Annotated in this window: 13 protein-coding genes; 5 read left to right on the top strand and 8 right to left on the bottom strand. The window is 58.9% G+C overall.

Annotated features, from left to right (window positions below; genetic code table 11):
* Positions 1-289: 289 nt before the first annotated feature.
* Positions 290-1,405 (top strand): lactonase family protein, encoded by a 1,116-nt coding sequence (locus tag ACM6I0_RS22720; protein ID WP_414923343.1) that lies wholly within the window; start codon positions 290-292, stop codon positions 1,403-1,405.
* 334 nt (positions 1,406-1,739) lie between these two features.
* Here ACM6I0_RS22720 and ACM6I0_RS22715 read toward each other — a convergent pair whose 3' ends face one another.
* The 5 genes from ACM6I0_RS22715 to ACM6I0_RS22695 all read right to left on the bottom strand — a co-directional run bounded on the left by ACM6I0_RS22715 (position 1,740) and on the right by ACM6I0_RS22695 (position 5,878).
* Positions 1,740-2,522, bottom strand: a complete 783-nt coding sequence (locus ACM6I0_RS22715; protein WP_414923335.1) for an ABC transporter substrate-binding protein — start codon at positions 2,520-2,522, stop codon at positions 1,740-1,742.
* 160 nt (positions 2,523-2,682) lie between these two features.
* Positions 2,683-3,036, bottom strand: coding sequence for a RidA family protein (locus ACM6I0_RS22710; RefSeq protein WP_414923334.1), 354 nt, complete (start codon positions 3,034-3,036; stop codon positions 2,683-2,685).
* Positions 3,033-4,433 (bottom strand): FAD-dependent oxidoreductase, encoded by a 1,401-nt coding sequence (locus ACM6I0_RS22705; protein ID WP_414923333.1) that lies wholly within the window; start codon positions 4,431-4,433, stop codon positions 3,033-3,035. Before ACM6I0_RS22705 ends, ACM6I0_RS22710 begins: the two co-directional genes overlap by 4 nt.
* Complete coding sequence (locus tag ACM6I0_RS22700) at positions 4,426-4,764, bottom strand: (2Fe-2S)-binding protein (RefSeq protein ID WP_414923332.1); 339 nt, start codon at positions 4,762-4,764, stop codon at positions 4,426-4,428. The genes ACM6I0_RS22705 and ACM6I0_RS22700 overlap by 8 nt, the downstream gene beginning before the upstream one ends.
* On the bottom strand, positions 4,754-5,878 hold the full coding sequence (locus tag ACM6I0_RS22695; RefSeq protein ID WP_350310386.1) for an FAD-dependent oxidoreductase: 1,125 nt from the start codon (positions 5,876-5,878) through the stop codon (positions 4,754-4,756). The genes ACM6I0_RS22700 and ACM6I0_RS22695 overlap by 11 nt, the downstream gene beginning before the upstream one ends.
* 168 nt (positions 5,879-6,046) lie before the next feature.
* Between ACM6I0_RS22695 and ACM6I0_RS22690 the strand changes: the two genes are divergently transcribed.
* The 3 genes from ACM6I0_RS22690 (at position 6,047) to ACM6I0_RS22680 (ending at position 8,303) form a co-directional block, all read left to right on the top strand.
* The gene (locus tag ACM6I0_RS22690) at positions 6,047-6,952 is read left to right on the top strand and encodes a LysR substrate-binding domain-containing protein (protein ID WP_414923331.1); all 906 of its coding nucleotides are present in this window, start codon (positions 6,047-6,049) and stop codon (positions 6,950-6,952) included.
* Between the two features lie 375 nt (positions 6,953-7,327).
* Positions 7,328-7,942, top strand: coding sequence for an SPOR domain-containing protein (locus tag ACM6I0_RS22685; protein ID WP_414923330.1), 615 nt, complete (start codon positions 7,328-7,330; stop codon positions 7,940-7,942).
* A gap of 70 nt (positions 7,943-8,012) precedes the next feature.
* Positions 8,013-8,303 (top strand): DUF6388 family protein, encoded by a 291-nt coding sequence (locus ACM6I0_RS22680; RefSeq protein WP_414923329.1) that lies wholly within the window; start codon positions 8,013-8,015, stop codon positions 8,301-8,303.
* 103 nt (positions 8,304-8,406) lie between these two features.
* Here ACM6I0_RS22680 and ACM6I0_RS22675 read toward each other — a convergent pair whose 3' ends face one another.
* A complete protein-coding gene (locus ACM6I0_RS22675; RefSeq protein WP_414923328.1) occupies positions 8,407-9,261 on the bottom strand; it encodes an AraC family transcriptional regulator in 855 nt (284 codons plus the stop codon).
* 188 nt (positions 9,262-9,449) lie between these two features.
* On the bottom strand, positions 9,450-10,421 hold the full coding sequence (locus ACM6I0_RS22670; RefSeq protein WP_414923327.1) for an XdhC family protein: 972 nt from the start codon (positions 10,419-10,421) through the stop codon (positions 9,450-9,452).
* 90 nt (positions 10,422-10,511) lie between these two features.
* Between ACM6I0_RS22670 and ACM6I0_RS22665 the strand changes: the two genes are divergently transcribed.
* Positions 10,512-11,297, top strand: coding sequence for an alpha/beta fold hydrolase (locus ACM6I0_RS22665; protein WP_414923326.1), 786 nt, complete (start codon positions 10,512-10,514; stop codon positions 11,295-11,297).
* Here the strand turns inward: ACM6I0_RS22665 and ACM6I0_RS22660 are convergent.
* The gene (locus ACM6I0_RS22660) at positions 11,290-12,642 is read right to left on the bottom strand and encodes an MFS transporter (protein ID WP_414923325.1); all 1,353 of its coding nucleotides are present in this window, start codon (positions 12,640-12,642) and stop codon (positions 11,290-11,292) included. The two genes, ACM6I0_RS22665 and ACM6I0_RS22660, sit on opposite strands and share 8 nt — an antisense overlap.
* Positions 12,643-12,721 lie beyond the last annotated feature (79 nt).

The following is a 12,721-nucleotide window of genomic DNA, read 5'->3' as shown; positions in this document are numbered from 1 at the left end:
TAGGCGAGGCACCGTACGTCAGGGGCGCAAGCGTTTGGTTACTTGGCGCTCTTCCAAGTGACCCGCCGTCAGGGCGGAACCAATAGCCGCCGTTACCCAAGTAACGGATATGCCCCCAACCCCCAACCCCAAAACTTTCTTAAGTGAACAGCATTAGCCCACCGAGCGGACATTGCGTTCCCTCAGTGCCTCGGTATCAGAAAAACCGTTCGACGCCATTCAACTTGAGTCATAGGATGACTGACCACAATCATAAAAATAAGGAATCACTGTGTCTAAACCCCTTTTCATGGCCGCTGCCGTTGTCTGCAGCCTCAGTCTGCAAGCCAATGCCGCCACCTTTGCCTATATCTCGAGCCCGGGAGACGGTCTGATTTCCCAGTATCGTCTTGACCAGAGCAACGGCGCGCTGAGCCTGATTGAACAGGTCAACGCCGGTGATCAGGTCAACCCCATGGCCATCACCCCTGACGGCAAAGTGTTGTTTGCCGCCTTGCGGGTCAAGCCGTTCCAGGTGCTGGGCTACAGCATAAATCCCAAGAGCGGACGTCTGACTCCGCTGTCCAAAGCGCCACTGGCGCAAAGCATGGCTTACCTGTCTACCGACAGAAAAGGACACTATCTGCTCGGTGCATCCTACGGTGCCGACACCGTCAGCGTTCAGGCCATCGACAAGGCCTATCAGCCCTCTGCCAGCATCCTGAGCTACAAGACAGGCCCGCATGCGCATTCGGTTCGTACCGACCCGAGCAACCGCTTTGCCTACGCGGGCAATCTTGGCGCGGACCAGGTCCTGCAATATCGCCTTGATGCCAAAACCGGGGCGCTCACCCCCATTGGCAGCGGCTACATCAGTGTCCCGGCCAATACCGGGCCTCGGCACCTGGCCTTTTCCCCGAATGGCAAATACCTGTATGTGGTCGGTGAAATGAGCGGCACGGTCACAGCGTTTTCAATCAATGACAGCACTGGCGCATTGACTCAGATTGCCGTTGCCAATGGCGTTCCCGAGCCTTTGAAACTGGCTCACGGCGAAGTGCGTGATGCACGAAACAACGACTTGAAGGACGACCCCACACCACGTATCTGGGCGGCGGACCTGCGGATCTCCCCCGATGGCACGCTACTGTTGATGACCGAGCGCACCAGCAGTTCGGTATCGGCATTCGCGGTTGACCCATCAACGGGCGGCTTGAGCTTTCTCGACAACTATCCGGTAGCAGAGAAGCAGCCACGCAATATCGCTTTTTCACCCAACGGACGCTGGTTATTGGTGACGGGCGAGAAAAGCGAAAAAGTCGGCACTTACTCGGTCAGCAGTAACGGCGCCTTGAAACGTGTCGGTGAGGCGCCGTCGGGCAAAGGTGCTTTATGGATTGAGGTACTGCAAACGTCGGTGAAGTAATCTTCGGGCAGAAAAAAGACGCGACGCATGGCGGTCGGAATTTGGCTCATTCCGACCTCCATGGTTTGGCGGTCATCCATGTTTACGCCCCGCGAGATGCCTGACTAACTCCCCCATCTCGCTGAAAATAGTGCATCAACCACTAGACGGGCCAGTTCGGCATCCGACGCAAATCGCCACGGGCCAGTTGCGACGGTGGGCCAGGTCTTTTGCCGCCGACAGCATTTGCGAAACGTGTTGTTCGCTGAGTAACGCCTTGGTTTGCATCTCGACTCCAATCAATGAAAAAAACGGCCGCATGCTCAAGCATGCATGCCGAATGAACGCCCGGTCGTTACTCGCCGTAGATATCGAAGTCGAAATACTTCTGGCGAATCTTGTCGTAGGTGCCGTTGGCACGAATCGTCGCCAGGGCCTGATTGAAACGACCGGCCAGTGGATCGCTCTTGCGCACCGCAATACCAATGCCGGTGCCGAAGAATTGCTCGTCGGTAAAATTAGGGCCGACGAACTCGTAGTCCTGCCCTTCCGGACGCTTCAACAGGCTTTCATCGATCACCACCGAACTGGCCATGGTGGCGTCCAGGCGCCCACCCAGCAGGTCGAGGAATATTTCATTCTGCGAGCCGTAGCGCACGACTTCGGCACCGGCCGGGGCAAATTTCTCGGTGACGTAGCGATCGAAATTGGTCGCGCGCTGCACGCCGATCCGCTTGCCCTTGAGCTGTGCCGGAATGTCGCTGATGCCGCTGCCCTTCTTGAACACCAATCGCGCTGGAATGCGGTAATAGCGGTTGCTGAAATCGACCGATTTCATCCGCTCCGGCGTCATGGACATCGATGAAATCACCGCATCGACTTTCTTCACCTTGAGTGCAGGTATCAACCCGTCGAACTCTTGTTCCTGCCACACACACTGGACTTTCATCTCGGCGCACAGGGCCTGACCAATGTCGTAATCGAAACCCACAATCTGGTTGTCCGGGGTTTTTGAAGCGAACGGCGGGTAGGCCGCTTCGATACCCAGGCGCAGCGGTTGCTCCGCAGCCTGCACGCTGAGGCCCAAGGCCAGCAGAGAGACGAGTCCTACTTTCAAGAACATGCTTTTTACGTTCATTCATAGCTCCAGATGCGATGTTGTTTATGTCGGGCGCTCCGCAATCGAAGTCATCCGTTATGGCAGCAGCAATGTGAACTCACGGGAGTGGCGGCTCTGTCGGCCGTCTGCTCCTCTCTGCGCAAGATTCGAACGAGCGCAGCGGTGACAACGGGATCGGTCAGACGGCGGCGGTGACGATCAACTCCAGCAGGATCTGTGGGTCATCGAACATCACTTGGGCGGTGGCGCGTGCAGGGGTTTGCCCGGTGTCGACCCAGGCGCTCCAGGTTTCATTCATGCCGGCGAAATCGGCGCTCATGTCTTTCATCCAGATCTGCACGCTGAGCAGACGGCTCTTGTCACTGCCGGAGGCCTCCAACAGTTCGTCGACCCGTTGCAGCACCTGGCGCGTCTGGCCACGGATGTCCTGACTGCAATCGGCGGCGACGATGCCGCTGAGCCAGGCCACGCCGTTATGTACGACGCTACGGCTCAGGCGTGGATTGCTTTCGATGCGTTGGATAGGGCTCATGGATGCTCCTGGATAAGAGGTGTTTCGGTGGACAATTGGGCAAGCGTGATCGGTTTGAGTGGCGAGCGAATTCGGTAATACCCCACCTCTGCGGCGGGAACCTTGCGCTGCTCGGCAATGATTTCGGTGACGCTCAAACCGCACAGACGGCCCTGGCACGGCCCCATGCCGCAGCGACCGAACGCCTTGGTTTGATTGGGTCCCAAACAGCCGAGCTCGACGTGCTGGCGAATCGAACCGGCACTGACGTCTTCACACCGGCAGACAATCACCTCGTCGGCGGGAATGCGGTTTTGCTGTTGCGGGCGGTACAACGCATCGATCAGTGGCCGGGCAGCACGCTGGCGACGCAGGGCCTTTCGATAAGGGGCGGCGAAGGGTTGCAATGATTGCCCATCGACTTTCCCCAAGCGTGCGGCAATCGCCAGCCCGGCCAGGCGGCCTTCGAGCAGCGCCACTTGCGCACTGCCAATGGCGCCACCGTCACCGGCGATGTAAATGCCCGGCAGGCTGGTTTCACCCTGGCTGTCCCGACGCGTGATCCAGCACAGTTGCTGTTCGCTCCAGTCATGTTCGAGGCGTAGCGACCAACTGATCTGGGTGTTGGGCACCACGCCTTGGTGCAGCAAAATCAGCGAGGCGGGAATCGTCCAGCGCCGACCGCCACTGTCGAAACTCAAGGCACTGGCGTGCGCCTGACCTTCGATACGCAAATCACGGGCATCGCGAACATGCCTGACCCCGGCGCGCTTCAATTCGATAAGCAGTTGCAGGCCCTTGAGCACGTCACGCCAGCCGCGCAAGGCGCCCGGGACTTTGCGCCAGGCTCGCAGCAGATCGCCCTGACCGCTGGTGTCCACCAGCGCTTCGATCGCGATGCCGGCCCGCAGGTATTGCACCGCCAGCAGGTACAACAAGGGGCCACAGCCGGTCAATACCACCGGCCCGGCCGGCACCAGCGCAGCGCTTTTGAGCAGGATCTGTCCGGCTCCGGCGGTCATGACACCGGGCAAGGTCCAGCCTGGGATGGGCATCGGTCGTTCGAACGCACCGGTGGCGATCAACAGATGATGCCCTTGCAGGACTTCAGCGCGGCCATCGATCAGGTAATGCACCTGCCGCTGCGGCGTCACCTGCCAGATGGCCGCATTGGCCAGATACCGGGCCCCGCACTGGAGAAACTGTGCGACAAGCTCCGCGCCCGCCGTGTAGTCATCGCCCAGTATGCTGCGGCTGCGCGCATCGGCCTGCAGGATATTGCGATAGATTTGCCCACCGGGGCTGCCCTGCTCATCCAGCACCACAACCGAAAGCCCGTGTCGGGTGGCCTCCAGCGCGGCGCTCATTCCCGCAGGGCCTGCGCCAATCACAATCAGGTCGACCGTTTGATTACTCATCAGCGCTCACCTCACCGTGGTCACAGGCCAGAAACTCACGAGCGCCGCGCTGCCTGCGAACACGCATGCCGGCTCGAACCGACAGCAGGCACGCCTGACAGTTGGCTTGCCCGTCCACCTCAACCAGGCATTCGAAGCACACGCCCATCATGCAATAGGGCGCGCCGGGCCTGCCGCTGACGGCACTTTCCCGGGTGTGAGTGACGCCGCTGAGCAGCAATGCGGTGGCCAGTGAAACACCGGCCGGCACCGACAATGACGCGCCTTCGAATTCGATCTGCAGTTTTTTTTGCGCAGGCACCAGGGCCCGGAACAAGCTGTCAGCCGGCATGGCGCACCTCACGTTTGAGACTGAAACGCTGCAGACTGAAAGACGCCACAGCCGGCTCGTCGAACTCATCGCCAATCCACGGCGCCAGGCGCAAAGCGTGGATCGCCGCCAGGGTCACGCCGCTGTGGCAACTGACCACAAACGCCCCCGGGCAAGCCTGCGAGGCTTCATAGATCGGAAAACCGTCGGCACTCATCACCCGCAACGCGCCCCATGCCCGTACCAGGCGCACGTTTCCCAACTGAGGAAAACACTGCACGGCGCGCCGGGCGATGGTGCTCATCACCTCGCTGCTGGTGCCGTCGTCGAAGCCCGTCGACTCATGAGAGTCACCCAACTGCACCGTGCCTTCGTCGGTCTGCCGCACATAGGTGGTGGGGTAATGCAGAAACGGTTTGAGTCGCTCGGTGACCAGAATCTGCCCACGATTGGGACTCACCGGCACGTCCATCCCCAGCTGCGCGCCCAGCTCACGATTGCCAAGGCCTGCAGCCAATACGACCTGACCGGCGAACCAGCGCTGCTGGCCAGCGTGCAACTCGAAGCCCGAATCTCGCTGGCCAATAGCGCTGACCCGGTGACCATTGATGATCGTGACCCCACGCATCCGGCAGGCGGCATACAGGGCGCGCAACAATTTCAACGGATTGACGTGACCGTCCATGGGCGAGTAACAGCCCCCCACGACAGTCGGTCCCAAGCCGGGCAAGCGGGTTCGCAGTTGTGCCGAATCCAGCAGTTCGAACGGATAATCACCGTCCATGGCTTCGCGCAGCCAGAGCAGTCGACGGCTTTCTTGCGCCATCTCCCTATCACTCAAACACAGCTGGAAGCCGCCCGGCTGGCGCAGATGGATATCGATGCCGGTGTCAGCCTGCAACGCGGCGGCGAATCGCGGCCACAGCGCCACCGATTCGCGGGTCCATTGCGCGTAGGGACTCATTCCATAGCCCTTGCCCTGAACCCATAACAGGCCGAAGTTGCCACGGGCAGCCCGTAAGGCATCGTCCCCCTCATCCAGGACGCTGACCTGGCGACCGAGCATGGCCAGTCCATAGGCAATCGACAGCCCGACCAGACCACCTCCAACGATAACTACATCAGTTTTTTGCATGAGTTGCGCATTCGCTCTCTCGGCGCTGAAAACCCTCTTCAGCGCAGGCCATACCACTGGATATTCCCGATAGAGAAGATCCTAGAGAGCTGACAACGGCTTGAAAAATGCTTTATTTTGGCAAGCCCATGTCTTTTTGGTATGGATTTACCTTCAAGGAATAGCGCCATGAACCTTCGTCAGCTGGAAGCCTTTCGCGCCGTGATTCTGGGCCAGACCGTGACCCGCGCCGCCGAGATGCTGTGCATCTCACAACCGGCGGCAACGCGACTGATCGCCAGCCTTGAGGAGGACATCGGCTTCAGCCTGTTCGACCGGATCAAAGGCCGGCTTCAACCCACCCCCGAAGCCATGACGCTGTATCAGGAAGTGCAACGCTCGCTGCTCGGGGTCGAACGCATTGCCCGCACGGCGCAAGACATCCGCAGCTTGAAACGCGGCTCACTGCACATCGCCTGTGCACCGGCCATGGGCCTGTCCTTCATGCCGCGAGCCATCGCCGCGTTCATGGCCGAACATGATCAAGTGCAGGTATCGCTGATTGTGCATTCATCGCGCGAGATCGTTGATCTGGTGGTCGGTCAGCGCTGTGATCTGGGCATCATCGTGCTGCCCAACACCTACCCCAGCCCCCGCGCGGAAAAACTGCTGGCGACCCGCATGCTGTGCGCATTGCCGGCCAATCATCGCTTACAGGACAACACCACGATCCGGCCCGAGGATCTGCAAGGCGAGGCGTTTATTTCCTATCCGCAATCCATCGGTTCACGCCAACACATCGACGCAATATTTGCCGCTCATGGGGTGGAGCGTGAACTGCGGCTGGAGACCCAGCTGTCGCTGCCCATGTGCGCATTCGTCGAACAAGGCCTGGGCGTCGCGCTGGTCGACGCCATCAGCGCCGTTGAATACCGAGGCAGTGGCATCGTGTTCAGAGCCTTCGAGCCGGCGATCGAAATGGACTTCAGCATGCTGTTGCCGGTTCAAGGACCGGCGTCGAAATTGCAAATCAGTTTTCTCGAACACATGCAGCACTTCATCGCTCGGGAGGTGCCAACGGAATATCGGTTTTAATGGATCACTTTCATACCCATCTGATCCGGTTTTTTTTTGAACATCTGAGCCTTCTTCGCCAACCAACAGTCTATAAAGTGCACTGCCGATGCTCTTCCAAATAATAAAAAGCAGCCAACTAGTTTTGGCGCTTGGGCACACTGACGCGCCCAAGATTTAGACCATCCTCAGGATCAGCAAATAGAACCCTGTTTATCAGAAGTAAACGGGACAAATAACTATTCATTTGATTTGGAGATGGCCTCTGTGCGAAAGCTTGGTTTGGGGTTCCTGGTCACTGGCTTTTTGGGGCAACTATCAGTACTACTATGGACTTACCTACCTGCCGGCCCAACTTGTCAAAATAACGTCGAAAATTCATACCTCCGGCAAGAAGTGACAAAAATCGAACAAGTACTTGATGACACCGCTCATAAAGTTGCGACGGAGCTCAGTACAACGCATTCCGACGAGCTCGCGTCCCTTGCGGAAAACGGATTCCACATACCCGATTCAATGGAGTCTGACGCCGTACAGTTTTTGGCCCACAAGCCAGATGAAACACCCGCTCTTGCGCTGCCCTCATTACCCACGCAGGCATACAATTGGACAATTATCCTCAGCGGTCTGATTTCTTTTGCCGGCCTGCTCCTGGCGCTCTTCGCCCGCAAAAAAGCCTTTGATCCGCAATGGCACCTCTTTCGCACGGTGCCAGGCTCGCTAATTACGCTGGAACGCCCGTGCTTGACGTGCGGCGGCTTCATTTCCAACATCAAAAAAGCAGCTTCAAGCACTCCGTCATCCGGCCTTTGGGTGGTCGAAATTGCATTGAACACACCCGGCCGCCAACGCGCCCTGAAAGCCATTCAGCAGATGCAGTTGCCGGTAGCGCGTAAAGAAAACAACTTTGTCGTCATCGGTCCGTATAAACAAAAACAGGACGCGGCTCGAGTCGTGAAGCAGTTGAGTGAAAGTCATGCTGTTAGAGGATGGATGATGGCAGGAAATTGAAATAGTCCGATGTAGCGCCGGGCAGACCTCTAACAACCCTCTACTTATTGCATGCCACACGAGAGCCTTCATGATCGCAAAAGAACTTAGAGCCGAACTCGCCCTGAAGAAATTCCTGGACGCCAACTTATGGCTCCAACTTGAACTCAGCGAGATGAACTACAGCGTCGCTGAAAGTTGCGGGCTGTCACCAGAAGAATATCGCTTGAAATTTTTGCAAGAAGAATTTGAAGCAGAAGCGGACGCTCATGACTGCGACTGCTGGGACTTCATCCTGCAGTGGGTAGCCGACACTAAGGAAGAACTTGAGTTGATGCGCGAAGAACGCATGAAAGAAATTTATGACTTTCTTGGCGATTAGCGAACTCTACAACTTTCGTAGTCTACACAAGCTGCCGGCTTTCAAGATGAAACACTGACTTTATCAACGGGAGGTTGCCCAATTCCCCCGCCCTCCTTTCGGTTCAAACCTTCGCATAACAATCCACTACACGCCGATACTGGCTGGGCGAAGCGCCGATGTGCTGACGGAAAAACCGTGTGAAATGACCTTGCTCGGAGAACCCGAGGTTCTCCGACAACAGACCCAACGTTCCGCTGCGCTCACGCTCCAGCCAGGTAAACGCCCGGCGCATGCACGCGTCATTAAGCAGCAGGGTTGGCGTCATGCCGGTATCTTTCTTGAACAGCGCAAAGAAGTGCGCGCGCGACAGACCACAAGCCCGTGCGGCGTTGTCGATCGGGTTCGGATCATCGAGGTGCTCAAGCAACCAGGCGGTACCACGGCGCACGCGCGCGTCCCGGAACTCACCTGAGTTCGGCGCACCCAGTTGCGACAAATGCCGCCAGCTGGAAAAGTCCTCGATCAGTTCGATCAGGAAGTCGAACAGGATAAATTCCATGCGCTCTTTCGGCACGATCCCGCAGCCATGCGCTTCGGCGACCAGGATGTCGGCCAAGGTGCGATTACGACTCGACAGCTCGATGCATGACTGGGCAAAAAAGTCCGGTCGACCGCTGAGCGCCAGCGATTGCTGGGCAGTGGCCAGCCAGGAGGGCTCTATGTAGAGCGCCAGGATAAGGGTGGCACCGGCACCCGGCTGCGGATCGTAGAAATGCGGCTCCCAGGCGTTGACCAGCACTGCCGTGCGATCGCTGAGCGGAACTCGTCGTCCGTTGACGTTGAAGTAAGTGTCCTCGCCGGACACTTTGACCAGCACGTGGCATTCGGAATGGGTATGGGTGACCAGCGAACGATCCATATTCAGCAAGGCGACCCGGCCAAACCTGCCGTGGAAAACCCGTTGGGCAATCGACATCAGATTCCTCCGCTCGCTTGAAGCGATATCGTTATCGGCCTCAATGAATATCATCGGGGCGTCTATCTATTTCTCAAGCCCGTCGATCGGTCCATGGTTCAGCAACACTTGGCTGGCCACTATCGCGCGCGAATGACCGAGCGTCTACCGCGACTTTCGCAGCCCCCACGTTCGTCGGAAAAACCGCCTTACAAGGCATGGCGCTCTTTGCCGTGATAAACGCGCAGGATATCGGCGACCACCGCCAGCGCGATTTCCGCCGGGGCCTTGCTGCCCAGATCGAGGCCGATGGGCATGTGTAAACGGGCGATCTGTTCATCCGTCAGACCACCGATGCGTTTGAGCCGCTCGGCGCGCTTGGCCGAGGTTGCCTGAGAGCCCATGGCGCCGATGTAAAACGCCGGGGTGTGAACCGCTTCCATCAGCGCCAGATCATCGATTCGCGGATCGTGAGTCAACGCCACCACCGCAGTCGCCGCGTGGCAACCTCCGGCGGCGATAAACATCGAGGGCAGCACACGCTGCATCTCCACGCCTTCAAGATGTAGATGCAGCGTCTCTTCCCGGGGGTCGCAGGCGATGACTTCGCAGCCGATGGCGCGGGCGAAACTGGCGCAGACTTCCGCGACCGGCGAGAGCCCAGCCAGAATCAGGCGTAACGCCGGGCCTACGCTGATGCGCACCGTCTCGTCGTCGACTTGCACCCGCTCGCTGCCGTGCCCTGTGTCCGGGTCCAGGCGTAACGCACCGCTGCTCAGCTCGATATGACGCTGCAGACGTCGCTGGCCGAGTAACGCCGCTTGCAAACTCTCCAGGTGTGCGATCCATTCGAGACTGGCAGCGCGGTGCTCGACCAGCACGATCAGCACGCCACCACAGGGCAATCGTAGACGGTGGCGTTGCTCGACGCTGTCGCCATAACTGACGATTTGCGCCGGTTCGCGTAATTCACCCCGCGTCAGGCTTTCGAGAAACTCCTCCTCGACGCAGCCACCCGACAGCGAGCCGACGTGTTCTCCCGCGCCATTGGTCACCAGCATCGCACCCGGCGCACGCGGCGCCGAGCCATAGGTGGAGAGCACCGTGCACAGCCACTGGGCCTGCCCGGCGCGAGCCCATTGCAGTGCCTGGTCGATCACCTGAACATCGAGATGACGCATGTTTTGCATACCTCAAGCAAAGCGTGGTGCTGCAGGCGGGGTTACGTTTACGGTAACCTGCGAGCAACCTTGTTCAATCGTTGATTCGACATGTCGCCACAACAATTTTTGCAACTCGGGCCACTGCGCCTGGAATATCGCCAACTGCCTGCGGCTGACCCATCGCGACCGACGCTGGTGTTGCTGCACGAAGGCCTCGGCAGCGCCGAACAGTGGAAAGACTTCCCCCAGCGCCTGGCCCAAATGAGCGGTTGCGGCGTGGTCACTTACAGCCGTCAGGGTTATGGGCAATCGAGCCCGGTAACCCTGCCGCGTCCGCTGAACTACCTGAGCAGCGACGGCCCTCGCGAGCTGCGGCAATTGCTCGATGCCTTGCAACTGCCGCAGGTGGTCTTGCTCGGTCACAGTGACGGCGCCTCCATCGTCCTCGCCTATGCCGCCGCCAACGATCCACGCGTGTTGGGTAGCATTGCACTGGCGCCTCACGTGATTGTCGAGGCCGAGAGCCTCGATGGCATTCGCCATACCACTGAGGTTTGGCATCAGGGCCCCTTGCGCGAACGCCTGGCACGCCACCATGGGACAAACGTCGATGGCGCTTTTCACGGTTGGAGCGACAGTTGGTTGCACCCGGACTTTTCCCTGGATGATCTCGAAGCGCAGCTGGCACATATCGAAAAGCCTCTGCTGGTCATTCAGGGTCGCGAAGACCACTACGCCACGCCCGAGCAACTGGCAGTCATCCAGCGACAGGTGCCTGGACCGTGCCACTGTGTGTTGCTGGATGACTGCCGGCACTTTCCCCAAACCGAAGCGACCGAGCGGACCTTGCAGCTGATCGGCGAATTCCTGGAGCAACTCTCCACCGTTATTTGAAGTTGCCTTGGGTTTCTGGAATCACCACGCTGCCGATCAGGTAGATCACCGACAGAACGGCGGCGAAAATCGCCAGTACCATGGGGATCTGCGCCGGACTGCTGCTGACCAGGGACACAAAGGTCGGCATGGTGCCGCCGAGGGCGAAACCGATGTTCCAGGACAATCCAGTGCCAGTGGCTCGCAGCTCGGTGGCAAAGCGTTCGTTGAGGAAGATCAGAATCGGCGCGATGATCGCCCCGCCCATGAAGCCTATGCCCATGCAATACAGTGCAGTTCTGGTCAGCGAGCCCGGTTCGGCGACGCCAAGGAACATCATCGGCAGGCCCACCAGGTTGATCACACCCAGGAGCATGAAGGTCTTCTTGCGACCGATCAGGTCACTCAGGTAACCGAAGGCCAGTGCTCCGACAATGGTTGCCGTCGAGCCGTACATGAGCATCTGTGAAGTCTGCGTGTGAGGCACTTTGGCGACCACGTTGAGCAATGTCGGCAGATAACCGCAGGCCAGGTAATACGTGGCCCCGCCTCCGAACGTAATCAGCAGATTGACCATCATCACGGCGCGATACTCGCGACCAAACAGACGCTTGAGTGGCGACACCGCCACTATTGCCGGCCCCTTGGTTTTGCGGGCTTGTTGCAGCTGCCGCCAGACCGGGCTTTCTTCCAGGTAACGAAACATCACCAGACCGAAAAACGTGCTGAGCAGGCCGCAGAAAAACATGAAGCGCCAGCCCCAGACGTCAAATTCTTCCCCGGTAAAGATCTCCGACAACACCAGATAAGTGACTGACGCCAACAGCGCGCCCATGCCGGCGCCAGCGCCACCGATCAACCCGGACATCAATCCGCGATAGCGCGGCGAGATGGATTCGGTGCCGATGGTGTGAGTGGAGGCGACGATGCCGCCAACGAAAATGCCCTGAATCACCCGTAATACCAGGAACAGTATCGGGGCCAATATGCCGACCTGGTGAATGGTCGGCAACACGCCAAACAGTGCTGTGGAAATACCGACGCCGACCATCGACACCATCAGCGCACGCTTGCGGCCGTGTTTATCGGCATACGCGCCGAAGATCGCCGAGCCCAGCGGACGCACCAGCAAGGCCACGGCGAACGACGCATAGACGGCAGCCAGCGACAGTGTCGGGGTGTCCGAGGGGAAGAACAGGCGGCCGATGATCGGCGCCACATAGAGCAGAATGAACAGGTCAAACAAATCCAGCGCCCAGCCGAATGTCGAGGCAAATGCCGCGAGCAGGGCCTTGCCCGGTGGAATCTGTGGTGTATCGATAGCGGCGCTGGTGGGTGATGCAGTTATTGTTGTTGTCGTAGTCATGGTTGCCTCACACAAACGGTGAATCGAAACGTTCTGCAGCCCGGTGCGCGGGTTGCGAGTAATCAGCAGGTCAGCGGTG

This window comes from Pseudomonas sp. IT-P294 (assembly GCF_949767865.1).
GTDB lineage: Bacteria > Pseudomonadota > Gammaproteobacteria > Pseudomonadales > Pseudomonadaceae > Aquipseudomonas.
The sequence above is the reverse complement of the archived record's forward strand: the minus strand, read 5'-3'. Positions and strand labels throughout refer to the sequence as shown.

Excerpts from the sequence above, each read along its gene's own strand:
- ACM6I0_RS22665 (WP_414923326.1), top strand. The coding sequence starts at position 10,512 with ATGTCGCCACAACAATTTTTGCAACTCGGGCCACTGCGCCTGGAATAT.
- ACM6I0_RS22695 (WP_350310386.1), bottom strand. The coding sequence starts at position 5,878 with ATGCAAAAAACTGATGTAGTTATCGTTGGAGGTGGTCTGGTCGGGCTG.
- ACM6I0_RS22670 (WP_414923327.1), bottom strand. The coding sequence starts at position 10,421 with ATGCGTCATCTCGATGTTCAGGTGATCGACCAGGCACTGCAATGGGCT.
- ACM6I0_RS22660 (WP_414923325.1), bottom strand. The coding sequence starts at position 12,642 with ATGACTACGACAACAACAATAACTGCATCACCCACCAGCGCCGCTATC.
- ACM6I0_RS22690 (WP_414923331.1), top strand. The coding sequence starts at position 6,047 with ATGAACCTTCGTCAGCTGGAAGCCTTTCGCGCCGTGATTCTGGGCCAG.
- ACM6I0_RS22680 (WP_414923329.1), top strand. The coding sequence starts at position 8,013 with ATGATCGCAAAAGAACTTAGAGCCGAACTCGCCCTGAAGAAATTCCTG.
- ACM6I0_RS22710 (WP_414923334.1), bottom strand. The coding sequence starts at position 3,036 with ATGAGCCCTATCCAACGCATCGAAAGCAATCCACGCCTGAGCCGTAGC.
- ACM6I0_RS22720 (WP_414923343.1), top strand. The coding sequence starts at position 290 with ATGGCCGCTGCCGTTGTCTGCAGCCTCAGTCTGCAAGCCAATGCCGCC.
- ACM6I0_RS22705 (WP_414923333.1), bottom strand. The coding sequence starts at position 4,433 with ATGAGTAATCAAACGGTCGACCTGATTGTGATTGGCGCAGGCCCTGCG.
- ACM6I0_RS22700 (WP_414923332.1), bottom strand. The coding sequence starts at position 4,764 with ATGCCGGCTGACAGCTTGTTCCGGGCCCTGGTGCCTGCGCAAAAAAAA.
- ACM6I0_RS22715 (WP_414923335.1), bottom strand. The coding sequence starts at position 2,522 with ATGAACGTAAAAAGCATGTTCTTGAAAGTAGGACTCGTCTCTCTGCTG.
- ACM6I0_RS22675 (WP_414923328.1), bottom strand. The coding sequence starts at position 9,261 with ATGTCGATTGCCCAACGGGTTTTCCACGGCAGGTTTGGCCGGGTCGCC.